This is a genomic window from Methanoplanus sp. FWC-SCC4, from assembly GCF_032878975.1.
GTDB lineage: Archaea > Halobacteriota > Methanomicrobia > Methanomicrobiales > Methanomicrobiaceae > Methanochimaera > Methanochimaera problematica.
Window position 1 is genome coordinate 2,273,961 of the sequence record NZ_CP043875.1, and the last position, 25,464, is coordinate 2,299,424.

General features: G+C 41.4%; 21 protein-coding genes and 1 tRNA gene. 19 read left to right on the forward strand and 3 right to left on the reverse strand.

Annotated elements, in window-relative coordinates:
• Nucleotides 1–37: 37 nt before the first annotated feature.
• Nucleotides 38–496 carry a hypothetical protein gene (locus F1737_RS11415; protein ID WP_317136702.1) on the reverse strand — a complete coding sequence of 153 codons (459 nt, stop codon included), beginning with the start codon at nt 494–496 and terminating at the stop codon, nt 38–40.
• A 76-nt stretch (nt 497–572) separates the two neighbouring features.
• Nucleotides 573–645 (reverse strand) — tRNA-Ile (locus tag F1737_RS11420).
• A gap of 247 nt (nt 646–892) precedes the next feature.
• Here F1737_RS11420 and F1737_RS11425 point away from each other — a divergent pair.
• The 15 genes from F1737_RS11425 (at nt 893) to F1737_RS11495 (ending at nt 17,922) form a co-directional block, all read left to right on the forward strand.
• A complete protein-coding gene (locus tag F1737_RS11425; RefSeq protein WP_317136703.1) occupies nt 893–2,143 on the forward strand; it encodes an exonuclease SbcCD subunit D C-terminal domain-containing protein in 1,251 nt (416 codons plus the stop codon).
• 15 nt (nt 2,144–2,158) lie between these two features.
• Nucleotides 2,159–5,827, forward strand: a complete 3,669-nt coding sequence (locus F1737_RS11430; protein WP_317136704.1) for an AAA family ATPase — start codon at nt 2,159–2,161, stop codon at nt 5,825–5,827.
• Between the two features lie 94 nt (nt 5,828–5,921).
• Nucleotides 5,922–8,000, forward strand: a complete 2,079-nt coding sequence (locus F1737_RS11435; RefSeq protein WP_317136705.1) for an acetate--CoA ligase family protein — start codon at nt 5,922–5,924, stop codon at nt 7,998–8,000.
• A 74-nt stretch (nt 8,001–8,074) separates the two neighbouring features.
• Nucleotides 8,075–8,623, forward strand: a complete 549-nt coding sequence (locus F1737_RS11440) for a hypothetical protein (protein ID WP_317136706.1) — start codon at nt 8,075–8,077, stop codon at nt 8,621–8,623.
• Nucleotides 8,598–9,263 carry a hypothetical protein gene (locus F1737_RS11445; protein WP_317136707.1) on the forward strand — a complete coding sequence of 222 codons (666 nt, stop codon included), beginning with the start codon at nt 8,598–8,600 and terminating at the stop codon, nt 9,261–9,263. Before F1737_RS11440 ends, F1737_RS11445 begins: the two co-directional genes overlap by 26 nt.
• A 77-nt stretch (nt 9,264–9,340) precedes the next feature.
• On the forward strand, nt 9,341–11,113 hold the full coding sequence (gene iorA / locus F1737_RS11450; RefSeq protein WP_317136708.1) for an indolepyruvate ferredoxin oxidoreductase subunit alpha: 1,773 nt from the start codon (nt 9,341–9,343) through the stop codon (nt 11,111–11,113).
• On the forward strand, nt 11,110–11,688 hold the full coding sequence (gene iorB, locus F1737_RS11455) for an indolepyruvate ferredoxin oxidoreductase subunit beta (protein WP_317136709.1): 579 nt from the start codon (nt 11,110–11,112) through the stop codon (nt 11,686–11,688). Before iorA ends, iorB begins: the two co-directional genes overlap by 4 nt.
• A gap of 211 nt (nt 11,689–11,899) precedes the next feature.
• The gene (locus F1737_RS11460; RefSeq protein WP_317136710.1) at nt 11,900–12,118 is read left to right on the forward strand and encodes a hypothetical protein; all 219 of its coding nucleotides are present in this window, start codon (nt 11,900–11,902) and stop codon (nt 12,116–12,118) included.
• A 23-nt stretch (nt 12,119–12,141) separates the two neighbouring features.
• Nucleotides 12,142–12,939, forward strand: coding sequence for a nitrilase-related carbon-nitrogen hydrolase (locus F1737_RS11465; protein ID WP_317136711.1), 798 nt, complete (start codon nt 12,142–12,144; stop codon nt 12,937–12,939).
• Nucleotides 12,940–12,953: 14 nt separating this feature from the next.
• On the forward strand, nt 12,954–13,682 hold the full coding sequence (locus F1737_RS11470; protein ID WP_317136712.1) for a metal-dependent hydrolase: 729 nt from the start codon (nt 12,954–12,956) through the stop codon (nt 13,680–13,682).
• Nucleotides 13,683–13,747: 65 nt separating this feature from the next.
• Nucleotides 13,748–14,950: a threonine synthase gene (gene thrC, locus F1737_RS11475; protein ID WP_317136713.1), complete on the forward strand. Its 1,203-nt coding sequence runs from the start codon at nt 13,748–13,750 to the stop codon at nt 14,948–14,950.
• On the forward strand, nt 14,890–15,513 hold the full coding sequence (locus F1737_RS11480; RefSeq protein ID WP_317136714.1) for a DUF5803 family protein: 624 nt from the start codon (nt 14,890–14,892) through the stop codon (nt 15,511–15,513). Before thrC ends, F1737_RS11480 begins: the two co-directional genes overlap by 61 nt.
• 221 nt (nt 15,514–15,734) lie before the next feature.
• Entirely contained in the window at nt 15,735–17,042 is a 1,308-nt protein-coding gene (locus F1737_RS11485; protein ID WP_317136715.1) for a Fic family protein, read from the forward strand.
• Between the two features lie 231 nt (nt 17,043–17,273).
• Nucleotides 17,274–17,630 (forward strand): hypothetical protein, encoded by a 357-nt coding sequence (locus F1737_RS11490; RefSeq protein ID WP_317136716.1) that lies wholly within the window; start codon nt 17,274–17,276, stop codon nt 17,628–17,630.
• Nucleotides 17,631–17,682: 52 nt separating this feature from the next.
• Nucleotides 17,683–17,922 (forward strand): hypothetical protein, encoded by a 240-nt coding sequence (locus tag F1737_RS11495; RefSeq protein ID WP_317136717.1) that lies wholly within the window; start codon nt 17,683–17,685, stop codon nt 17,920–17,922.
• 83 nt (nt 17,923–18,005) lie between these two features.
• Here F1737_RS11495 and F1737_RS11500 read toward each other — a convergent pair whose 3' ends face one another.
• On the reverse strand, nt 18,006–19,616 hold the full coding sequence (locus tag F1737_RS11500; RefSeq protein WP_317136718.1) for an RNA-directed DNA polymerase: 1,611 nt from the start codon (nt 19,614–19,616) through the stop codon (nt 18,006–18,008).
• Nucleotides 19,617–20,077: 461 nt separating this feature from the next.
• Between F1737_RS11500 and F1737_RS11505 the strand changes: the two genes are divergently transcribed.
• The 4 genes from F1737_RS11505 to F1737_RS11520 all read left to right on the forward strand — a co-directional run bounded on the left by F1737_RS11505 (nt 20,078) and on the right by F1737_RS11520 (nt 25,420).
• Nucleotides 20,078–20,854, forward strand: a complete 777-nt coding sequence (locus F1737_RS11505) for a sensor histidine kinase (protein ID WP_317136719.1) — start codon at nt 20,078–20,080, stop codon at nt 20,852–20,854.
• Nucleotides 20,855–21,060: 206 nt separating this feature from the next.
• Nucleotides 21,061–21,702 (forward strand): hypothetical protein, encoded by a 642-nt coding sequence (locus tag F1737_RS11510; RefSeq protein WP_317136720.1) that lies wholly within the window; start codon nt 21,061–21,063, stop codon nt 21,700–21,702.
• Nucleotides 21,703–22,026: 324 nt separating this feature from the next.
• The gene (locus F1737_RS11515; RefSeq protein WP_317136721.1) at nt 22,027–23,058 is read left to right on the forward strand and encodes an AAA family ATPase; all 1,032 of its coding nucleotides are present in this window, start codon (nt 22,027–22,029) and stop codon (nt 23,056–23,058) included.
• Nucleotides 23,027–25,420 carry a S8 family peptidase gene (locus tag F1737_RS11520; protein WP_317136722.1) on the forward strand — a complete coding sequence of 798 codons (2,394 nt, stop codon included), beginning with the start codon at nt 23,027–23,029 and terminating at the stop codon, nt 25,418–25,420. The genes F1737_RS11515 and F1737_RS11520 overlap by 32 nt, the downstream gene beginning before the upstream one ends.
• Nucleotides 25,421–25,464 lie beyond the last annotated feature (44 nt).

A 25,464-nucleotide genomic window follows, 5' to 3' on the forward strand; every position in this document is an offset into this window, starting at 1 on the left:
GGGTTTTGGAGTAAATTTTTAAAATTATTTGTTATTTCTATTTGAACATTGGTATCATGGGTTTGAAGGGGTCATATTCGGTATCTTCCGCAAATGTCAGATTTTCCTTTACAGTGAATTTCTCCCCTGATTTGTCATAATATTCTATGTTAATCTTATTTTTGCCGACCAGCTCTTTTGTCTCAATTTTTATTTCGGAATCCGCATCTATCGATTTAAATGAATACTCCAGATTCGAGGGCACTATTGTGATTTCGACGGAGAGTGCATCCGTTTCTCCTGTGTTTGTAATTATGACTGACCGTCCGTCGTCGCCGAGTATCGGAAAGAGGCGTGGTTTATTCAGGACGGTTTTGCCGTGTTCATTCATTACAAATACCATTGCAAGTGTTCCTGAAATTATCAGTCCTATTGCTGTCAGGTAATACGAAACTAAGAAAAGTCCGAGGGAAATGATCACCGTTGCGGCAAGTAATATCTTATAATTATTTTTCATTATCTTATTGGATAATTGACACTACAAAATAAATCTGTTGAAACTGAACGAATGAAACATTAAAAGAAAAGTCGAGTGGGCCCGGTGCGACTCGAACGCACGACCTCCCGGTTATCAGCCGGGTGCACCACCGACTATGCTACGGGCCCTTGGTGTTGCCTAAATAAGTTGACTTTGGTTGTTATTATAGCTTCCGAATTTGTCCTGATGTTTCGGGGGGAAATTTTCGATATCACTTTCACACCGCATGGAATCGGTTAATATGTGGTAATGATATAAATGTCTTTTAACAGGGGTTTTGGGACGTCTTTGGGCATTATTTTCATGAAAATGAAACTTCCTGTAGAATCAGCACCCTGATCATAATGCGATCATCATGTTGAGAGGCGCAAATCAATGAGGATACTTCACACATCAGACTGGCACCTTGGAAATTCTCTTTACGGCAGGAGAAGATATGAGGAATTTGAAAGATTTCTCGAATGGCTTTTGGATACGATTAAAAAAGAGGAGATCGATGTCCTGTTAATATCGGGGGATGTTTTTGACAGCCCTGTTCCCGGAAACAGGGCTCTTGAACTGTATTACGGGTTCCTGTGCAGCGTTGCCCGTTCTGTATGCAGGCATGTCGTGGTGACCGGGGGAAACCATGATTCGCCTTCGCTTTTAAACGCTCCAAAAGAACTTCTCGGGTTTCTGGATGTTCATGTTTTTGGGTCATTGCCGGAAAACCCGGACGAATGTGTAATTCTGCTTGGCAAAGATGAGGGTGACGGAGTTTATCCGCCCGAAGATCAGGGTGTCATTGTCTGCGCAGTCCCTTACCTCCGTGACCGTGACATCAGGAGGGCTGAGGCAAACGAGAGCATGGAGGACAAAAACCGGAGATTCTCTGAAGGTATCTATCAGAAATATGATCTCGTATGTAAAAGGGCACTTGAGATCAGGGAAAAATCCGGAATTAATTATCCGGTTATTGCAACCGGACATCTGTTTGCGACCGGGGGAAAGACAACTGAGGGTGACGGTGTCCGCGAGCTGTACGTGGGAACACTCTGCCGTGTTGATGCCTCACATTTTCCTGAATGCATAGACTATCTTGCCCTTGGTCATCTGCATATTCCGCAGACTGTCGGGGGAAATGAGAAGCACCGTTACTCGGGTTCCCCTCTCCCTATGGGTTTTGGGGAGGCAAAACAGCAGAAAAAAGTAATTGTGGCAGAATTAAGCCCCGGTGTGTGTGACACCTGGGATATTTCGGTCCCTGTCCTTCAGAGGCTTGAAACAGTCAGGGGAGATTTGGATGACATCAGTGGCCGGATAAACGGGATAATAAAATCAGAAACTCCTGTCTGGGCAGAGGTCATTTATGAGGGGCAGGATATAGTAACAGATCTTTCCGGGATTGTGGAAGGTCTGGTTAAAAATTCCTGTGTAGAGATTTTAAGGATTAAAAACAACCGTTTTGCCGATAGTGTCCTCAGAGGAATGGAAGAGGGGGAAACGCTTGATGATTTGTCGGAGATGGATGTATTCAGGCGGTGTCTTTCGTATAACCAGGTGCCTTCAAATCAGCATGAGTCGCTTATAGCAACCTACTCGGAGGTTTTAAACAGCCTCTTTGAGGAAGATACGCTTGCGGAGTAGAGGGGGGCGGATATTTTGAGAATTTTAAAATTAAGGTTTAGGAATTTAAACTCCCTTTGCGGTGAGTGGGCGATTGATTTTACCGCCCCTGATTATGCTTCATCAGGAATATTTGCAATAACAGGGCCGACCGGTTCTGGAAAGACAACCATTCTCGACGGGATATGTCTTGCATTATATGGCGAGACACCACGTCTTGGAAAGATAACAAAAAGCACAAACGAGATTATGAGCAGGCAGAAGTGGGATTGCTTCTCAGAAGTCGAGTTTGAGGCGAAGGACAGAATTTACAGGTGTTACTGGGGACAGAAAAGGGCAAACAAAAAACCAGACGGAAATCTCCAGCAACCTGTCCATGAGATCTGCGATGCGGATATCTGTGAGATACTTGAATCGAAAACAACGGCGGTCGTAAGGCTTGTTGAAGAGATTACCGGGATGGACTTTGAAAGGTTTACAAGATCGGTAATGCTTGCACAGGGGGGTTTTGCGGCGTTTTTAAACGCATCACCGACTGAACGTGCACCTATTCTGGAACAGATTACAGGAACGGGTATTTACAGCGACATATCAAAAAAGGTTCATGAGAGAACTTCTGCCGAACGGAAAAAGCTTGATATCTTAAATGAGGGTTTAAAGGCTTTCAATCTTCTTTCTGACGAGATAAAAAAAGAGCTTTCTGATGCCATGTCGGAGAGGACAATTGAAGCGGAAGAGGTTTGGGCAGAGCTTTTGAAAATCCGGCAGTGCATCAGCTGGGTTTTGAGAAAGGAAGAGCTGGAAAAAGATATTAAAGAGCTTGAATCCGCACTGGCATCTGTTCTTAGGGAAAAAGAGGAGCATAAGGAAGAGCTGGAAAAACTCTCACTTGCAAGAAAGGCTGAAAGGTGTGAAAGCGCTTTTTGTGAGCTTGAAATGCTTTTAGAACAGCAGAAGGGGGAGAATGTAAAATATGAAAAGCTCTCTGATGAAATTCCGGCTGCTGAAGCTGAATTAAAGAATAGCCGGAAAATTCTCGAAGAGTCCAAAGAGGAGCTTTCACATCTTAAAGAGGACTCCGAAAAGCAGTTTTCTCTTATTGGGGATGTCAGGGCCCTTGATATTAAAATTGAAGAAATATCGTCCCGGATTCCCGAGAAGGAGAATCAGCTTCGGAAGCTTGAAGATCAGATGAAGGATTATTCCGCCGGACTGGACACCTGTAATTTAAACCTTCAGAAATCCCGGGAAAATCTTGGTCTTCTCAATACCTGGCTTCTCGAAAACAGTTCCTGCAGCGATCTGAATGCCCGGTATCCGGTACTTGAAGAAAAAATTGCATCTCTCTGCATCCTCTTTGAAGAGTTATCCAAAAAAAGAGATGAACTCGATTCTGCGGTGATATCTGAGAAAAAATCAGTTGAAGACCTCGGTCTGATTCAAGAAAAACTAAAAGAAGCCCGTTGCCTTACAGGCGAAAGGGAGTCTGTTATATCAGAACTCAAAGAGAGCCTTTCTAAAGTTCTCGAAGGAGAGGATCTCCCATACTGGAGGACAAGCGAAAGAAAGCTGATAACAGAATCAGAAAAACTTGAAAGGATATTGTACAGAATTGAGGGTATGGATAAGAAATCCTCTGAAATAAAGCGTATAACAAAGGAGGTCTTTGAGTCCAAAGCAGAACTTGCGAAAAAAACCCCGGATCTCCAAAATCTCGAGTCGCGGTATTCTGAGAGGAAAAGGATGTATGAGCTTTGCGAAGAAAAGGCGTTTTTAAAAGCCCGTGTGGAGAGCCTTGAGGCTGAAAGAAAAAAACTGGCTGACAACAAACCATGTCCACTCTGTGGATCGCTCCATCATCCTTACGCCTCTTTTGTTCCTTTTGCAGAAGGGGCTGATTCTGAAATGGCATCCCTTGGCGCCGAAATTACAGATTTGCAGAATAAAATAGCAACAATCAAAACGGATATTGCAGTCCTTGAGCAGGAGATTGGGCGGAATAATGACAGGATAACGGAGCTTAAGGATGAAGTCTCAAATATTTGGGAGGAACTCTCTCCCTTTGTCAACGAAAAGGAAGACAATTTACCGGAATTTTCCGCTGCTCTGATACTGGAAAAGATCTCTGCGATAAAATGTGAAAGAGAGAGGATTTCCCTGATAATTGAAGAGGCTGAAAAGACCGGGGGTTCGCTCTCTGCGGCAGAGGCGGAGATGAAAAGTTATCAGAATATGATTCATTCTCTTGAAAGAGAGGAGATTCTGGCATTAAATGCCCGTAACAATGCCGCTCTTGAAATAAATCGGCTCAAAGAGGAATCGGGTTCTCTTGAGTCGTCCCAAAATTTTGCATGTATGTCATTATCCTCGGAATTATCCGGATTTAAAATACCCGCCGTCACTCCGGAAAATACAGATATTGTTCTTGAAACTCTCCAAAAACTCCGCGGCGAGTATATTGAATATGAGCGGAAAAAATCCGCTGAGGAGTCGTTTATCTCAGCGGAAGAGACCAAAGTCCGTGAATATTCTCATTTTATAAAACGTGTCTTGGAGGAAATGAAATCAGAATCTGATCTCCTGAGCCGGTACAATGAGGATCTGGATGCCAAAAAGGGAGAAAGATTTTCCCTTTTTAAAGATAAAAATCCTGATTTCGAGGATAAATCACTCCGTGAGAGGATATCATCTGCGGAAAATCTTGTAAATGAATGCCTCCAAAAGTGCTCACGTGATTCTTTCCTGACAGAGGGTATGAAAAAAGAGGCTGAAAATCTGTTAAATTCCATTAATTTGAGAAACATCAGCATTGATGCATCAGGGGAGAAGTTCCGCAAAAAGTTGAGTGAATCCGGATTTTCTTCAGAAAAGGAATATCTTGATGCACGTATTTTAAAAGAAAAACTTGAAGCCCTGACTGAGCTTGAGGAAAGCATTTCAAATCGGGAAACTGAGTTTTTGACAAAGATACTCGCAAAATCCTCAGAATTAAAAGCAGAAGAAAACAAAAGACTCACTGACAAAAATCACTCTGTTTTGGTCGCAGATGAGGAAAATAAATCAAAGATTCACAAGGATCTTCAAAAGGAGATAGGTGCAATTGAGGAGAGGTTTTCGGCTGATCAAAAGGAAAGAGAGAAGATGCAAGACCGTCTTGAAGAGATCAGCCTTCAGAAATCCGAACTTGAAAGGTTTTTGTGCCTCCATGCCCTGATCGGCTCTGCCGACGGGAAAAAATTCAGGAATTTTGCACAGGGACTTACGTTTGAGATAATGATCTCGCATGCAAATAAACAGCTTACGAAGATGAGCGACAGGTACATCCTCCTCAAAAATCCCGATGAACCCCTTGATCTCTGTGTGCTCGACAACTATCAGGCAGGTGAGATCAGGCCTACCAAAAACCTCTCGGGCGGGGAGAGTTTCATTGTAAGTCTTGCCCTTGCTCTCGGTCTCTCGGCGATGGCAGGCAGGAAGGTAAGGGTTGACTCGCTGTTTCTTGACGAAGGGTTTGGGACACTTGATGAAAAATCCCTTGACACAGCACTTGAAACCCTTGCAGGCCTCAATGATGACGGGAAGCTTATCGGAATAATTTCACATGTGGGTGCGATAAAAGAGAGAATCCCTGCAAGAATTTCCGTTCTGAAAGGATCAGCCGGAAAAAGCCGGATATCAGGCCCCGGATGCACCGAAAATCCCTGATCTTTTTTATTTTTTAATATTATGGTTGTGGATCTTTTTCATCCGGCGACTGCTGTGGCATTCATTAAATAATAAAATGCAGAATATCTGCAACATGCCGGGGAGGATTATTTCAGAAGCTGAAGGGTATGAGATTCTGAAAGATGCAGGGATTAATGTACCAAAATTCGGGTTTGCAAAATCAGAAGATGAAGCGGTAAGGGCTGCCGGATATACCGGTTATCCGATTGTGATTAAGATATCGTCGCCTGATATCTCACACAAAAGTGATGTGGGGGGTGTTGTGACCGGAATACCTGATCAGGAATCGTTAATCCGGGAATATAATTCACTTTTGTCAAGGGTGTCTGAGAAAATGCCCGATGCACAGGTTACGGGTGTTTTAATTGCAGAGCAGGTCAGCCCCGGAACCGAACTTTTTGCTGGGGGAACTATTGATCCGTCTTTTGGGAGGGTTCTTTCGTTTGGGACGGGAGGGACGCTTGTTGAGCTCTGGAAGGATATATCATTTCGGCTTTTCCCGCTCACGCCTGAAAAAATATCGGGGATGATTGATGAGACCAGGGCCTCCTCTGTTATAGGCGGTTTTCGGGGTGCCCCCCCGCTTGACAGGGAGGCCCTTTTGGATATGCTTGGAAAACTGGGGGATCTTTTTGAAAAAAGGGATGATATTGTATCATTCGATATCAACCCGCTGATACTGACGGAATCGGGCGTTGTTGCGGTTGATGCAAGGTTTATAATTGATGATGATGTGCCTGAGCCAAAAGTCGAAATGCCTGAAAAATTCTGCACCAGTGAAGCTTTTCTCTCTCCAAAATCAATTGCAGTTGCGGGAGCGTCTGCAACACCCGGGAAGATCGGCTATTTTGTATTCCAGAATCTTCTGGAATTTGAAGGGAGGCTTTACCCTGTAAACCCAAAAAGAAGTGAGATTCTTGGTGTAAAAGCGTATGATTCTGTTTCAGAACTACCTGAGGTTCCCGACTGGCTTGTCATCTGTGTACCTGCAAAGGCCGTACCTGCTGTTCTTGAGGATGCCGGAAAGTCGGGAGTCAGGTTTGCAGTAATAATATCAGCAGGATTCAGGGAGTCGGGAGAAGAGGGCAGGCTTCTTGAAGAGGAGATCCTGAATATTGCCCGAAAGTATGATCTCTGTTTCGCAGGCCCGAACTGCCTTGGAATTATGATCCCCGGACTCCGTTTAAACGCCACCTTCGGCCCGAAACTTCCACAACCGGGTCCTGTGGCATTTCTCTCACAAAGCGGTGCAATAATATCTGCCATAACCGATTCAGGGCTTGTTGCTGACACGGGTGTGTCTGCGGTGATATCGCTTGGAAATCAGGCAGACCTGAAATTTATAGACTACATGAGAGCCATGGAGAGAGATCCGCAGACAAAGGCTGTTGTATTGTATATTGAAGAACTCAAAAACGGCAGAAAGTTTGTCGAATCAGTTAAAAAAATAATTAAACGACTTCCTGTGGTTGCGATAAAGGCGGGGCGGTCTAAAAAGGGGAAGATTGCCGCACGTTCACATACGGGCTCTCTTGCAGGAAGCTGGGAAATTTATCATGAGGCATTCAGGGAATCGGGGATAATTCCTGCAATGTCGCTGACAGAGGCGTTTGAGACGGGGGGACTTTTAGCATCCGAGGGGTGGCCGAAAGGAAACCGTGCCGTTGTCGTATCAAGTGCGGGAGGTTTTGCAGTCCTTTCTGCTGATTATGCTGAGGATTACGGCATCTGCCTTATCGATCTTGATGATGATATGAAAGAAGAGCTTGACTCCTTCATGCCTTCGGGGTGGAGCATGAAAAATCCGATAGACATGATCGGTGATGCAGGGGTTGAAAGGTATGCCAAAACGCTTGACATGCTGATACGCTATCAGGACAGATGGGATATTGCATATGTTGCGGCAGCCCCGGTTACGTCGATAGACCCGGTGAGGCTTGCAAAAGAGACTGTCGTATTCTCACGGCAGACTGACAAGATGGTTGTCGGATGCCTTATCGGCGGTGAAGGTATGGCTCCGGGGGTAAAAGTGCTCAATGACAATCATATCCCGAATTTTTCAGAGCTTGAGAGTGCTTTTCGTGCAACAGGGCTGGCCTTAAGGGCGGCAGAAGAGATCATGTCATTTGAAAATGCGGGAGAAACAAAATAATTTATCTTTTATTTATCATTTATTTTTCAATTTTTTTAACAAATATTATATGCTCTGCACTGTTATTTGATTTCATGAAAGCGGGGGCACTGGCAGGGTTGCTTAACCTTCTGCCTGTGATTATAATCATTCTGGCTTTTGGAGCGGCGTTCGCCCAGAGCGGATATGATCTCCAGAAGATTATCTTTTATGATGATTCGGGGGATTTTGGGAGTTCTTTAGGGCTGTTGTCCGCCACAAAGGCTGATGAAGGGACATTCGTTTTTCAGGAGTACAGGCTCTCGGAAGACGGAACAAAACTGATTCTTCCGGGAACTATGAAGAACAGTTTTGACACGGAGCTGGATGTCAGGATGATAAAGACATCAGTAAATCTCGGGAATGAAAAGATACATCTTGAACTTGAAAAGCCTTTTTTGATAAGTCCCGGCCTGACAGCTGATTTCGTTCTTTTTGGTGCCATACCCGAAGATCAGATGGACAATTTTTTAAAATCAGGTTTTTCCGGGTTATCCGGATCATACGGGTTTTCAATGACAGCTAAGGCAAAGGGAGTGTGGATTTATTCAGGCAGCATCGATCCGGGGGTGATTGAGGATGAGAGAAGAAGATATGTCATCTGAAGAGGGATTTTCAAAAAATGAGGCTTGGGCTGTCCATGAAGATCATTCCTGGAATTATCGGGGTGTGAACTGGCCGGGTGTGCTTGGAGGACTGCTTCTGCTTGCCCTTCCGTTCCTCGGACCGTGGTGGTTTTTAAAATTCGGGAGTGATGCATTTCATGTCTCCGTCTCGCCCTTCATGGCAGAGATAAGGAATATGGGCGTACCGGTCTTCTCCCCCCTTTTATACTGGCTAAACATTGCGTTTTTAATTCTTATACTCATATTCGGAATGGAGATGCTTTTGGGATCACTTGTGAGCGGCTTACACAGATACCGTGATATATCTGGTGTTCTTGTCTGTTCTGCTGCAAAAAAGCCCCTTATTCTTGTGATTGTTTTCTTTGCGGCTGTTCTGGCTGTGAGCCTTACAATGGACAGGGTTGTTGCACTTTTTGGTATAACCGGTTTTTCAGGAAATATCCCGCTGATTGCCGGCGGGTCGGTTGTAACAATAAGCAATCCGGGTCTTGTTCTTCTGGTGCCTGTGGCGGTTGAGCTCTCGCCTGTATTTTTTCTGTCCATTGCAATATCATTTATCTGTCTTTTTGCAGGTTACTGGCAGGAAAAGGGAGTTTCAGACGATCCTGACGGTCCCTGAGAGAAAATTTCCCATTATTTTTAAAGAATATATCAGTCACCTTAAAAACAATCAACATACAAATTATCAAACAAGTTATGGTTAAGAAATACATGCTTGGAAACGAGGCAATAGCATATGCCTGCTGCGAGGCTGACCTCGATTTCGCAAGCGGATATCCGGGAACACCGTCTTCTGAGGTCGTAGATGCCCTGCGCCACCAGAAGATGCGTGAATTTTACATTGAGTGGTCCGTAAACGAGAAGATTGCGTTTGAAAATGCACTGGGTGCGGCATGGACAGGCGTCCGCTCACTTGTGACAATGAAGCATGTGGGGCTGAATGTTGCAGCAGACCCTCTTATGACAAGTTCATACACGGGAGTTCGGGGGGGGTTTGTAATCCTCTCGGCAGACGATCCGTATGCTCACAGTTCACAAAACGAGCAGGATTCAAGGGTTTATGCAAAGTTTGCGAGGATTCCGTGTTTTGATCCTTCAAACCTGCAGGAAGCCCACGATATGATGAAGGGTGCATATGAGCTATCGGAAGAGTTTTCGCTTCCTGTTTTGTTCAGGCCGACGACGAGGATCTGCCACTCAAAAAGCGATGTGGAGCTCGGGGACATTGGGGAAAATCACAGAACCGGCAAATTCACCAAAAATCCAAAGCAGTATGTCGTAATCCCTGTTCACACAAGGGAGCTTCACAAGGAACTCAATAAAAAACAGGGTCCTCTCGCAAGGCGCCTTGTCGAACTCGGACTCAACCACTATGAGATAAAAGGGGATAGTGCTGTTATCGCAAGCGGAATTGCCGCAGAATATGTGCAGGAAATAATTCCTGAAGATGTCTCGTTTGCAAAAATAGGTGCATATCCGATAGATACAGAATGGCTCTCCGGATTTATCTCAAAGCACAAAAAAGTCCTTGTTATCGAGGAGCTCTCACCATTGGTTGAGGAAGAGGTCAGGCAGGCTGCATGCGAAACAGAGGTGTTTGGTAAAAAGAACGGATGCGTTCCTTACGAAGGTGAACTTGATCCCGCATCGGTTGCACTTGCGTTTGAAAAGGCGGGTTTTGCCCACAAAAACAAATACCCGGAGCCGGTGGCTGCCGGAGGTCTTCCTCCAAGACCCCCTCTTCTGTGTGCCGGTTGTGGACACCGTGCCACGTTTTATGCGATGAAGAAGGTCTTTGGCAAAAATGCAATTTATCCGTCCGATATCGGCTGTTACACACTCGGGCTTCAGATGGGTGCGGTTGACACAACAATATGCATGGGTGCCTCAATAACAGTCGGAAGCGGTATGACACATACGGGTGAGGAGAACGATGTTGTCTGCACAATCGGTGATTCAACCTTCCTTCACACAGGAATCCCGGGCCTTTTGAATGCCGCATATAACGGTGCAAACATGACAGTGGTAATCCTTGACAACAGGATTACGGCAATGACAGGCCACCAGCCGAACCCGAACACCGGAAAGACGGCTCTCGGACAGGAGAGCCCGCTGATATCTCTTGAATCTCTCTGTCGTTCATGCGGTGTTGAGCTTGTCGACACTATTGACCCTTACGATCTTACAGGGACCCTTGAGGCATTTAAGCGTGCAAAGGGACACAAAGGCGTAAAGGTCATTATTGCCCGTCAGCCGTGTGTTATTGCAGCACGCCGTGCGGGAATTAAGAGAAGAAAGTATGAGGTTGATCCGGAAACCTGCACAGGATGCGGCCTGTGTGTAAAATACGGATGTCCTGCAATTGAGTTCTACGATAATAAGGCCTCAATAAACGAGCTTTGCAGCGGATGCGGGGTATGTGCGGATATCTGTCCTGCAGGTGCGATAAAAACGGAGGGTAAGAGATGAAAGAGAGTTTTGATCTGCTGATAGTCGGTGTCGGCGGTCAGGGAACAGTGCTTGCATCAAATGTCATCGGAGATGCCTGTCTGATTGAAGGCAGGACTGTAAGATCAGCCGAGACACACGGAATGGCACAAAGGGGCGGTTCTGTTGAGAGTCACATCCGGATTGACGGGAAATACGGGCCTTTAATCTCAAAGGGAACAGCGGATCTTATCATTTCATTTGATCTTTTAGAGGCGCTCAGGTACAGGCATTTCCTAAAGGACGGAGGTGTAATCATTTCAAGTGAGAGTATGGTAATGCCGACATCGGCATTTACACAAGGTCTTGCAGTACCTTCTGCGGACGACATAAAGGCAGGGCTCTCTGACGTTAAGCTGATAACAATTGACGCTGCGGAAATTGCAAAAGAGGCCGGAAGCATCCTCTCACAAAATATTGTGATGATAGGCTGTGCAGCCCACCATCTTCCGCTTTCAAAGGAGTCTTTGTTAAAGGCTGTGAGGGATCTTGTTCCCCCAAAGACTATTGAAGTCAATGAAAAAGCCTTTGAACTCGGATTTTTGAAAGGTATCTGAAAATATTAAATATCCCCAAAACCAATAAAAATTTTTTCAGCCCCTGGCTTTTAAAAATGTTTTCTGTTGAATTGCGGCTATAAAATTTCTGTCAGGGCAGTCTGCTGAATATTTTTTCACAATCCAGGCATTTATGAAATATATTTCCCTCCTCCGCGGCTAATGCAATTGGTTAAAAAGAGTTGGGGGATAATATAAATTGTATTAAGATATGTCTGAAAATATGGTCTATGGAGGGGCAATATTATCTGCGGCAAGTCTTATTGTCGGCGGAATACTTATTGCAGCAATAATCTATGCAGAGAACAGCGGCCTTACCCCCGGAAGCCTCATATATATTCTTCCTGTCATGGCAGTTCTGGTAGTGGCAGGTGTTTTTGCCATGCTTTACGGCTCAAAAGACAAAGACGATAATGCCGGCCCTGAATAAACAGATTTTTTTGGTCTTTTATAATGCCTGAACTGAAGTTCTGCATCGCCCAGATGGAGGCAGTCCCCGGAAATCCTGGTGAGAGTCTTTTAAAGGCTGAAAAGCTTGCAGAACTTGCGGCAGGGCGTGGTGCTGATATAATCTCTTTTTCAGAGCAGTTCGCAACAGGGTGGGACCCTGACTCTGTCGGATTTTCAGAAGGGGAGAGGGGTCCTGTAAATAGTTTTATCCGGAATACCGCCCGCAGATACGGAATAGGGATTCTGGGTTCGTTTCGTGAAAAAACCGAATCGGGAATAAGAAACACTGCTGTTTTTGCAGACAAATCCGGTGAGGTTGTCTGCCGGTACTCAAAAATACATCTTTTTTCACCCGGGGGAGAGGACAGACATTACATTGCGGGTGATACGCCTGCATCATTTGAGTTCATGGGTGTTCGTTTTGGTCTTGCCATATGTTATGACTTAAGATTCCCTGAACTTTTCAGCCATTACCAGAGGGCCGGGTGTGACTGTGTGATTGTTCAGGCTGCATGGCCGAAAGCGAGAATTAAGCACTGGGATATCCTCACACATGCACGTGCCATCGAAAACCAGTATTATATCGCCGGTGTAAATGCCACAGGAAAGACTTCTGCCGGTGAATATAACGGTAATTCGCTGGTGGTCTCTCCCAAAGGGGAGACAGTTATCAGGGCAGATGATTCAGAGGGAATTTTTTGCACAACCATATCCTTAAATGAAGTAAAAAGAGCCCGTCAGGATTTGCGAATACTTTCAGACCGCAGGGAGTATTTATACATAGGATGGCGTAATATTTAGTTGCCTGATTTAAGATGCGAGGCGACCAACATGCTTATTTTAGCCTGCTTTCAGGGGTGATTGTATTTTCACCGATGATTCTGGCACCAGACGCAGGGGTTATAGCGCTGTTGTTTGCAGGTATCTTCATAGGTTCGCTTGCACCGGATGCTGATGCTGCCGACTCGGCAATAATGCACGGGCTTTCAGGAGGCAGGGGTGCCGGAAGGATGATTCGCAGACCTACCGTACTGTTCCTTCCGCTGTTTGGATACACGATTCGTTATCTGATATACTACCCGGTATCTGCGGTTACATGGGTCCTGACACTCGGGAGGGTAAAACCCCGCCACAGAGGGCTTTTGCACTCTTTTTTCGGAGTGATTATAACCACCTTACTTGTAATTTCATATCTCTGGGCATTGTTCAGTTTTGGCTTCGGGATGAATCTCATAAACCATATATTGATTTTGGCCTTCGGGTTTTTCTGCGGGTGTGTTATGCACCTTGTCGAAGACTCGTGCACACACAGTGGTGTATTCTGGCTCTATCCGTTCTCTAAGAGGAAGGTTTCCGGAACAGTCGTTCCAAAGAGCAAAAGAAATCACATGTTTGGACTGATCCTTTGCGCAGGTGTGATACTTTCTCTCTCATGGGACACTATCATATATGCGGGATATCAGATCTCAAAGGCGGCGCCATTTTTGATATTTCTGGTTTCCTGGACTTTAATTTTGTCTTTATCGGGTGCTCATACCGATTAGGACTTTTCTTTTACCGGTGCTTCATCCACTATCTATAACTTCTTACGGCACAGAAATTGTTAATCATGTTTCGTCTTGTCTGTGTAAACTGCGGTGCAGACTATAACCAGAATGAGATAATATACCATTGTCCCAAATGCGGTCATCTGCTCACTGTAGAGTATGATATGGATACAATAGACATCTCCCGTGCCGAGTGGGACAAACGTCCCCTGAGGCTCTGGAGATACAAAGAGCTTTTGCCTGTCGCAGGCGAGCCCGTTTCACTTCAGGAGGGAGGAACACCTCTTTATCACCTGAAAACGATTGGAAAGGAGCTCGGTCTAAAGGAGCTTTATGCAAAGCACGAGGGTATGAATCCTTCAGGTTCCTTTAAGGACAGGGGAATGACTGTCGGTGTCTCCATGGCTATTCAGCTTGGAATGAAGACAGTCGCCTGTGCAAGCACAGGAAACACCTCCGCAAGTCTTGCCGTATATGCGGCAAAGGCAGGAATCCCCGCTGTTGTTCTGCTTCCGGCAGGCAAGGTTGCACTTGGAAAGGTTGCCCAGGCACTTATGCACGGTGCAAAGGTAATAGCAATTCGCGGCAACTTTGACAAGGCGCTTGAGATGGTGCATGACCTCTGTATTAATGAGGGTCTGTATCTGTTAAACTCAGTCAACCCGTACCGCCTTGAAGGTCAGAAGACAATCGGTTTTGAAGCCGTGGATCAGCTCGGCGGAGTTCCTGACAGATTTGTTCTTCCGGTAGGAAATGCAGGAAACATTTCAGCCGTTTACAAAGGACTTCTGGAACTTCAGAATCTGGGATTCATTGACTCACTCCCGATGATGACAGGTATTCAGGCAGAGGGTGCAAGCCCTGTTGTTGATGCTATACACAACAAACGTGAGGTTTTAGTGCCTGAAGCAAATCCGGAGACTGTTGCAACAGCTATCAGAATCGGTGCCCCGGTAAATGCCGAGAAGGCCCTTCGTGCAATCCGTGAAACAAACGGAACCGCCATTGCGGTAACGGATGAGGAGATTCTGGCTATGCAGCGCAGTCTTGCAAGAAAAGAAGGAATCGGAGTCGAGCCTGCATCGGCCGCCTCTGTTGCCGGAATAAAGAAACTTGCAGAAGAGGGATTAATCGACAAAGACGAGAGAATTGTCTGTGTGGTTACAGGACACCTGTTAAAAGATCCTGAAGCGGTGATTAAGCAATGCGAGCCTCCGACAGAGATAGATGCAAATCTGGAATCTCTTCTGTCTGTGTTGCGCTGATATTATTATCAGCCCTAATTTTTTCAGCGTCCGCCCTTAGCGCTGAGTATACTGTTTTTGATAATGCGACCGGCTACCATGCCGCAGTTGAGATACAGGATGCGGAAAGTTACGCTTTTGTAAAACCGGGTATGCTCGGAGAGAAAGTGCCGGATAAAGTTACAAATGTTTCATTGTATTACGTAAACGGTACAAATGCGTCTTTTGAGGACAAAGGAAGAAGCATATCGTTTGAGAAGGGAAATTACACTGTTTATTTCGATTCCGGTCTTGAGGGCAAGAATTTTCAGGCGCTATACGACAGCTTCTACAACGTAACCCTCAGCCTTCCCGCAGGTTATGATGTCAGAAACCCGCTTCTTGGTATGGTAAGCAACGGAGGAGAGGCGGATGAAACAGACGGGAATGTGACTGTCAGCTGGACAAGGAAGTCTTATGTCGAGGCCAGGTTTTATGACGACTTTCAGGTTGAGCTTCTGATAATATTCGGAACTTTCTGGATAGCACTTGTAGTTGTGTTTCTGGTGCCTTATCTTCTGAGCCGCAGGAAAAACGAGCCCTGAATAATTAATTGAAGGGTTTTTTATTTTTTTAAGAGGCAGTTTGTATATTTTAAAAATAAACAACCCTCTGCTATATTGTCTTTTTACAGGCTGTTTTTTGTGCACTTTCAAATACTAATTAAATACTAATATATACTAAATTAGTATTTGGGACCAGGTGCCCAAAGACAAAATACTAATTAACTACTAAAATATACTAAATTAGTATTTGGAGGTGTGCCATGAAAAAACTCCCGGAAAGACCACCAGTAATCGGGGCTGAAAATCTTCTGGATTATCTTACTGATATACAGAGCGATCCCGGATTCCTAAGGCAGGTAAACGAATTCAACAACAGGTATCTCTACTGGGATGAACTCAGATACCGCCTCCCGGACCCGGATAGGAGAACTGCCGCATGGCTATTTATGAAGATGCTCCGGATGGTAAGATATGAGACACCTCCTTACTCCCCCCTTTCCCTCAGGTACTCGGCAACGCCTGAGATATCCCGGAGTCTGCACATTTTTGACCAGTATCTCTTTGGAAACATAAAAATACACAACAAGAGCATAAAGCTTGATCAGTCCTACATCCTAAGTTCGCTTATGGAGGAGGCTATTGCGTCCTCTATTCTTGAAGGTGCCGCAACAACCCACAAAGCGGCAAAGGAGATGCTCAGGAAAGGTAAGAAAGCCGCGAATAAGTCCGAACAGATGGTTATTAACAATTACAGGGCGATGCAGCACATCATGGGTCAAAAGGACGGCCCCCTGACACCTGAGTTCATACTTGAAGTTCACAGGATAGTGACAGAGAACACTCTTGAGGATGCAGCAGTGGGAAGGTTTAGGAAAAGTGATGATATTGTTGTAGCCGACCCCGGAACCGGTACAGTCCATCATGTACCTCCTGTTCATACGGAGATACCCGGAATGATTGAGGAGCTGTGCCGGTTTGCAAACGCGGGCGATGAGGATTCCGGTATGTTCATACACCCCGTAATAAAGGGAATCATTCTCCACTTCCTGATAGGCTACATTCACCCGTTTGAGGATGGAAACGGAAGATGTGCAAGGAGCATATTTTACTGGTATGTTCTCTCACGGGGCTACTGGCTCTTTGAGTACATGCCGATATCGAGGATAATCCTCAGGTCAAAGAAGGATTACGCTCTTGCATACCTGCACACCGAATATGACGAGATGGATCTGACTTATTTTATCCTCTATAACATCCGGTGCATAGAAAAAGCGAGATCCGATCTTCTTTCATACATCGAGAAAAAGCAGACTGAACAGAATGCTACAAAAGCAATAATAAAAACCATACCTGATATCAATCAGAGGCAGGCGGATATTCTCAGGCATATGATGGAGAACAGCGATGAATACTTCACAATCAGGGAGGCAATGGAGACTCACGGCGTTGTCTACCAGACAGCAAGGACTGATCTCATGAACCTCGCTGATCTCGGCTATATCCGAAAGGAAAAACGAGGTCGGGAGTTTCTGTTTATTTTCAACGAGCAGTGCGATCTGTGGAAATAATTAAAGAAGGCGGGATGAAACAGGCTGGATAAGACTATCAGTTGTACAGGGGATTCTTATGGCTGGGATGGTTTTTATCGCAATTATCCCGATATAACTTCCATTAATATTCGGGATATTCTGGCGAAGGATTGGTGTTATTGGGTTGGCTTGAAAAAAAATTCTAAATTTTTTATCAATACTCATTTAATTTTAGTGAAGAAATCAAATTAAATTATAAAAAAGGTTATTATGATTGATATTAGTTTGGCAGCAGACATCGGGACAATCGTTGTGGCAGTAGTAAATATTATTCTGATTGGTATTATTTATATTGAATTCAGGGATTCAAGAATGCCTAATATTAGAACCGAAATCAGATCCCCGAAAGGAAGTTCCAAAAGAAAAGTCGGTGTTCTAGAAACAGATACCTTATACCTTATTTCAACTAACAGGTCTAAAAATGTTGCAAAAAGGATACACATAGAACTAATTTTCAAATTTAATGATATTGAATATAAGGTCAGAAATAACGTCCATTCGCATTTGAATGGTGGAGAATCTTTTAAAATCCTTGTATGTCTGGGTGAAATAAAAAAAATATCCTGAACTTTTCGAAGAGCATAATATTCATGATCATATTTTGACATCTCCTAAAGAGATGCTTAAGATTGATCTTCAGGTATTAATTACATTTAATGGAATTATTGGAAATTTAGGTGCAAAAAAGCTTGAGGATAATTACTATATAGAGTGGTGGAAATTCCAAGAGGAGAACATGAAAAGTTACGAAGCGGGAAATTTGGCAACATTCTTTTCATGGAATAAAAGGAACGGGGAATATTATATATTTAAATCGAAGGATGTCATTTTTTGTGAGAATTCTGAATTAGAAATTTAAGAATAAGATTTTTTATTACCAAATGAGAGAACCAATCTGAAAAAAGTAGTTCAAGTTGATATCTTTTAAAGTATAATTTTCAATCAATATTCTGATACACTTGAACTAATAAAAGTTTCATAAAAATTTTTATTTATACTACTGTCATAAAATCTGACATTATTTTCATACAAGATCTTAAAAAAGGAATCATCCTTGATGTATTGGCCATTATCTTCAGGATTTAACCAGTCATTAACATATGCTTCATATGCAATTAACCAATGATCTGAATATAATTCATCTTTCTTCATAAAATTGATCCATTCAGTAGTATCTAAATTTCCTTTTATCAAACCTATTTTTCGGAGATCTAAAACAGTTAATACAACTATTACATCATTACATTTAGATAGTGAATCTAAAACATTTTGATTTTTTATGGTTATATTGAAAACTTTTGCGAGCCACAATATCCATGCAAGTTCATAACCATGTGAAAATTTACAATGATGAAGTAACATCTCTGAAACAGTAGCTGAAATCTTATCAGCATCTAATTGATACCCCGGTTTTTTTGAATATGTGTGTAATATCCTAATTGCATCGGGGATACACATTGGCTCAGCAACTATTGATTTCAATATTAATGATTCATACAATTTCCAATTTTCAGGAAGTATCTCCTGATCATTAATCCGTTTTAATGAATATTTTAAAATGCTATCATTTGGATGCTGAATTGCTTTTTGAAATGCTATACTAAAGTAATCTATTAAATCAGTTTCTTGTTTTTTGGAATGATTGTCACCTTTATTGTGACTTATTCGGAATTCATATAATCGTATTTCTGATGGCCATTCCTTTTGAAGTTTTCTTGGCAACTCAACAATTTTAGTTTTTGTCGGGTTTATTTCCAATTCATATTCGTGTAGTATTCTGTGTAATTCATGTAATGCATGTTCTGCCTCAGATCTCTCCCTAAAAAACAAGCAAATGTCATCGACACAGCGAAAACCTTTAAGATTTTTATTAAGCAATTCTTCTAATTGAATATCAATTTGTGTACAAATGATTTCAGATATTATATGAGATGAATCAGGCCCTACAGGGATACCTGAGGTCTGTTGATCTTTAGTATTTCTAACAGATTTATCAATACAATTACCATAATACTCTTTTTTACAGTGACGATTTTGTTTGGACACGGATTTACCATGTAATGCCCAAGGAATGGTATGTGTATATATTGTAGGATAAAATCGGGATATATCAGTACATAAACAATATCGGGCATCATTAGATTCTAATATCCCTTTTATTGTTCTTTCTCTAAAACTAATATTTCGTTTAAACGAGCGCTTTGATTCAGGATCAGGAATGGGAGTACTAAGTGAAATCTGAGATTTAGCAAAATGTTCATTTATATCATCCCAAAAAATTTCTAGATAATTGCACAGAATAATCTGGTGGAATGGATTTGGAATTGACATCACGCGGCGTTGAACTTTTAACTTAGGAATGGAATGTAAACAACATTTACTTGAACAAAATTCTTTTTTGTAAGGACCTTTATTTTTGAGTTGGCATATTGATTTAAGATTCTCAGGAAGAATATCAGCAAGTTTAGAAGTTTTGAATTGAGGGGGTAAAACATCCGGAAAATATCCTTTACGAATTAAAGCATCAATATTCAGATTTGGTGTTGATTTCATCTTTAAAACCACTATATGTAAAATATAGGGATTATTTTATATTTATCAGTCTTGTTTTCAAAATTTTGGAGAATTCAGATGATGATGAAATAACTATTTTCTGAGAAATGATATCTTCAAAAATATCAGTCCGCTTTTGACTTACTGACATGACATAAATATGTGGAAGGTAAAGAACCCTTGACCCATTCTTGGTAATTATCAATTTAAGTTAAAAATAGCAATAGCTGATCTTAATTGTTTGGATCATCATTTGTTGAGTAATCCTTAGCAAGAACTTTCTTTTGAAGAAACCCTCACATGCGGCCATCTCTCCCTGATTATATTAGTGTCCGTTTGTATTAAATACTTTAAAGTCACTCAATTGTTCTAATCCATAAGCCCATTAACATTCTGTACGGGTTAAACAGAGATTGGGGATCTCGGGGATTAAAATTTAATTAATGGGGGCTGTGCCATCAATGGTGGTTTTTAATGATGATATAGGTGACACTGCCGGTAAAGGCGGTGTTCTGGAAAGTCAGAACGATGACATTCGTTTTATTGATGACGACTATCTGCTTAATGCGGATGGTGAAGATGCTGGTCTGATGAGGGATTATGATAAAATCCTTGAGGAAAATGATTATCTTAAAAAGGAGATTCAGTACCGTGTCAGGAGCAATCTTGCCATAATAAACGGGGTAATGAATCTCGAAATATCCAGTTGCGATGATGAGAGGATTAAGGGTATTTTGCAGGATTCAATGTCGAGAATAATCTCAATGTCTTTTGCATATGAAAATATATACAACAGCGATGACATCTCCGTTTTTGATATGGAGAATTTTATCAGAAATCTTTCACACAGTTTTATTGAATATTACTCTCCGGATTCGGTTATATCAATAAATGTGGACACAAAGGGGCTTGGCATAATAGCCGATGATTCGGTATCCTTTGCTCTTGTGATAAACGATCTTTTTATAATTTCACTAAAGCACTCACTTTGCGGCAGAAGTTCGGGCAGAATCGGGATTAAATCTGTCAGGTCGGATGACGGTTTTGTAAGGATTGTTTTCTCAGATGACGGTTCGGGCCAGGGGGCCGGTTTTGACATAAAAACTTCAAAATTACCGGAAGTCTGCACTGTAAAAAGCCTTGTGGAGAGGTATTTTGAAGGGGAGCTGAATTATAATTTTGCGGGGAATCCTGAATGGGAGATAGTGATCCCGGAATCAAAATTTAATTCATCCTGATTTTTTTAAATCTTTTTCTGCCCAGAAAGAGGTATTTGTCCGTTCTGTTGCTGTTAATCGCGGTATATCACAAGCGGCAAATACTGAATCCGGCATATATTTGTCAATATGGGGTTTTGCAAATTTTCAGGCGGGGAATCTGATTATTTTTACGGGTCATGGTGTTTATCCGGGGAATTTTGGAAATATTACAGAGGCGGACTTTGATGAACTGTAATCCGGAATCTGTTTTAAAGATATATTCGCCTGTAATGGCATCTGCCGGATACTTCCTGATAATTGCAATGTTTTTAGGGGGGCCTGTTATTACAGTCCCGCTCGCTTTTCTGGCGGCCCTTGGCACCATTTTGTTTATGGATTACATGAAGGAAAAAAGCCGTTTTTGGTGGGCCGGGATTTTTTATCCGCTGTTGCTCATCCTGATTATAATAATCGAGATATTCTCGCTTGCATCTTCGGGGCCGATGTACGGGCCGGGCATGACCCCCGGCAGGCTGAGGGGGATTCTCTTCTTTTTAATCGCCCCAGTATCGCTCTTCTTCTTTTTGGGAATGACGCAGGAGTTTAGAAAAGTAATGAGAGTGCCTCTCTTGTTTGCCGTTATAATCAGCATTTTTATGCTCGTTCCTGTATATGACGAGATTTCAAATGCATATTTCCCGTCACATGACGGGGCAATAATAGCGAGCGATGTAACCGCCGGCTTCATCATTCTGATTATGTGCGGGGTCTGCGGGCTTCCCCTTCTGGGAATATCAGGGATTATTATGGGCCTCAAACTTTCTAAAATCATAAGCTCTGATCTTTGCCCCAAAAAGCCGGAAGAAACGGCGGCTTTGCCGGGTTAACAAAAGATCTGAACAAATATTCCTGATCTGTTTTTGGAATTATAATTTTCCGCCTCGGAACAGGTGGAGGATATCATAAATATTATCGGCTGGAAAGCGGTCCGCTTCAAAGGTAATTATTACGATCTGATATCATGACAGCATAAAAGGCGATAACATTTCAATTTTAAACATATTATATTAAATAAAAATTGTTGATGCATTTAAGGTGAATAATTTAATATCTAATTTACAATTTGGAAAGATCTATGTTTTTTAAATCCTAAAGTCACAAAGCATAAATCATATATTACTAAATCCATAGTACGGTCTTTGGATATTATTATGAACTCCTCAAATATTGAATTATTATTCAAGGCACATATCTCAAAAAATGATGAACTATTTAATGAGCTTGCCTTGAATTTAATAAAAGAAGAGGAGATGAAGAACCATCATCTTGTAGCTAACAGGCTGAAGAAAATTTTAGAAAATGATAATTCTTACATTAATAAGTCTAATTTGATCAAGCGTAATTTACCTCCGATTCCAAGAGATAATGAAAAAGGATTTCCATTACTTGAAATAAAAAAAGATTATTATAATTGGAATGATTTGATAGTTGATTCTAAATTAACTGAAATTTTAAAAGAAGTAGTCAGAGAGAATAAAAAATCTCAAATACTTGCTTCATATGGCTTAAAACCAAAAAATAAAATTCTTCTAAGTGGTCCTCCTGGAACAGGTAAGACATTAACTGCTAAAATTTTAAGTTCTGAAATGAATTACCCCTTACTAATAGTAAGGTTTGATTCCGTAATATCATCTTTCCTTGGTGAAACTTCTTCAAATTTAAGGAAAATATTTGATTATATTGAAAAAGGAAAATGGGTTGTTCTTTTTGATGAATTTGACATAATTGGTAAAAAAAGAGATGATCCAACTGAACACGGCGAGATAAAGCGAGTTGTTAATAATTTCATGTTGATGCTTGAAAATTACACTGGAGATAGTATTCTTCTTGCATCAAGTAATCATCCTCAAATTCTTGATGAAGCCGTATGGCGCCGATTTGATGAAGTTTTAATTTATTATCTTCCGGATGTTGAATCAAGGGAAAAGATATTTAAAAAATGTTTTAAAATACTTCATAGAGAATCTTCAATAAATTATAAAATGCTTGCTGAAGAAACTGAAGGATTTTCAGGTTCAGACATTGAACAGGTTTCAATCAGGGCTATGAAAAATTCTCTTTTGGATGGAGAAAAACGACTATCGCAGGATTATATTGAAAAGTCCATTCAAAGGCAGAAAGATAATTTGAGGTTTAAAGGAAGTATGAAGAATGGCGGATCATTTACCTTTAAAGATTTATAATAAAGAATTCCAGAGGAAAAAAAAGAATGGCGGCGGGGGTTCATTTGTTCCACGGGAAGATAGATCCAAATTCTCAGATGTTGAAACTCATCGATTAAATGGGATAAAAGAAACGCAATACACAAAAAAAGAGGAATTAAATGATTATTTTGATCCAAATCTGATTTTTAAAATTATTTTTAAAAAGGACGTTTCTGATTACGAAGTTGAAAAATTTTTAAAAAATTGCTCTCTGGATTATCTCTCAACACTTGATTCTGTTGATAAACAAAAATCCATCAGAGTTGCATTTGCAGAAAATGGTGATATCAATACTTTGCTTGGAAGAATTGAGAGATATGGTTCCGGAGAAAATCAGTATTCTGAGTTTGAGATAATAGATTACTTTGACAAGTTAGAACCAGATGATAAAACCGGAGAAAAACTAAAGGAAAATCCACTCACAGACAAGTTTGAATTTCTTGATCTTGAGATATGGCAGATGAAGCCGGATAAAATTAAAGATTCCATTGAGAAAATAGAGAAATTTATAATCAGCAATAACGGTGAAGTCACGGATAAACTGAAATCTAATAATCTGACTCTGCTTAGAATAAAAATTAATAAGGAAATATTTGATGAATTAATTGAATTTCCAGCTGTAAGTTTTATTGAGAGAATTCCAAAAGTAAAGATTATTTGTCAGGAAGAGTTTGACAATGATATCCAAAATTACAATACCGGTTCAACTCCTGATTCTGATTCTCCGGCAATAATTGTTTTTGACAGTGGTATAATTTCAGGTCATCCTCTTTTAAAAAATGGAGTGGGTGATGAGATCTCAGGTGAGTATCTGATTGATCCTGAAAAGTACGAGAACAAATATTCAGATGATGTAGGACATGGAACTGGTGTTGCCGGAATAGCATTATTTGGAGATATTGAAAGCAGGCTTGAATCTTTGAATTTTACTCCGGAAGTCTATATTCTTTCATGTAAGGTTCTTTTTAAAGAAGAAGATGAGAATCTCGGAGAGGTTAGAGGAACATTTAGTGATAGAATTCTTCTTCAGAACCAGATTTCAGAGGGAATAAATCATTTTACAGATAAATATCCTGAAAATCAAAAAGTGATCAATCTCTCATTCAATGATTCCAAAGAATTTTATAAATCCCAGCACCAGACTCAAATTGCAGCATTCATTGATGAAATTGCGTCTGAAAGTGATTGTATTTTTGTTATTTCAGCAGGTAATCAGGAATCTGCCCAATTGATTAAATATCCTGAGGGCCTGTTAAAGGATTTTAAAGATATTAAGATAACTGATCCGGCTTCATCTGCTTATGCACTGTCTGTTGGGTCAATTGCTCAATCATATATTCAGAGTGATTATCAGAGTTCATTTATGCCCAGTCCGGATTATCCTTCTCCTTATACAAGAGTAGGACCTGGTTTAAACGATATGATAAAACCAGATTTTGTGGAAGTAGGTGGAAATTTACCACAAAATATATTGCCTAATATTTATACAAAAGAAGATCCTGGTGTAGTAGTATTCAACCACAATCATATTGAGAACAATAAATTATTCCGAATTGAAATAGGAACCAGTTATTCAGCTCCAATGGTTTCATATTATGCTGCCCATCTATGGAAAAAGTACCCTCAGTTTAATAATAATACAATTAAGGCTCTGTTACTTTCTTCAGCTGAATACCCATTTTCAAGGCCAAAACCACTGGATGTTAATCTATATTCCAAAACACCTCCAAAATCATCTGACAGAGATAATCTGTTAAATGTATATGGTTATGGGAAACCAAATTTTGAACATGCAATTAGTTCAGAATTAAATCATGTTTGTCTTCTTGCAGAAGCAACTATTTCGATTAACGGGGTGAGGTTATTTGAATTCTTTGTTCCTGAAGAGTTCAATTCAACTCATGGTGAGAGATCAATATCTGCTTCTTTAGTTTATAACCCGCCCATCCGGAGAAACAGAAAGGATTATTTTGGTCTCTCACTTGGTTTTAAGCTCTTCAAAAATACTGATGCTGAAACAATTGGGAATACTGCAAAATTCATTGAGGGCAATAATGAATTTGATACTTCAAAAATTGATGAAATTGAGTTAAGACCCGGATTACAACAACGCTCTAAAGGATTGCATCAGAAAGGCTCAATAATTACAACTGAAGAAATTGATTTCAGTAGAGACAAGCCATTGGTTTTAGGTGTGTTTTGCACAGGAAAATGGTTAAGAAAGGAGGAACACCCTGATTATTTACAGGATTTTTCAGTTGTCGTTTCAGTAAGGCATAAAGCAGAGATCGACCTTTATAATTCAATTGAACAGCATGTAAGGGAAAGAATAAGATTTTAGTTTTATTGCATTATATAACTCATGAGAGTTATTAGATACAATAA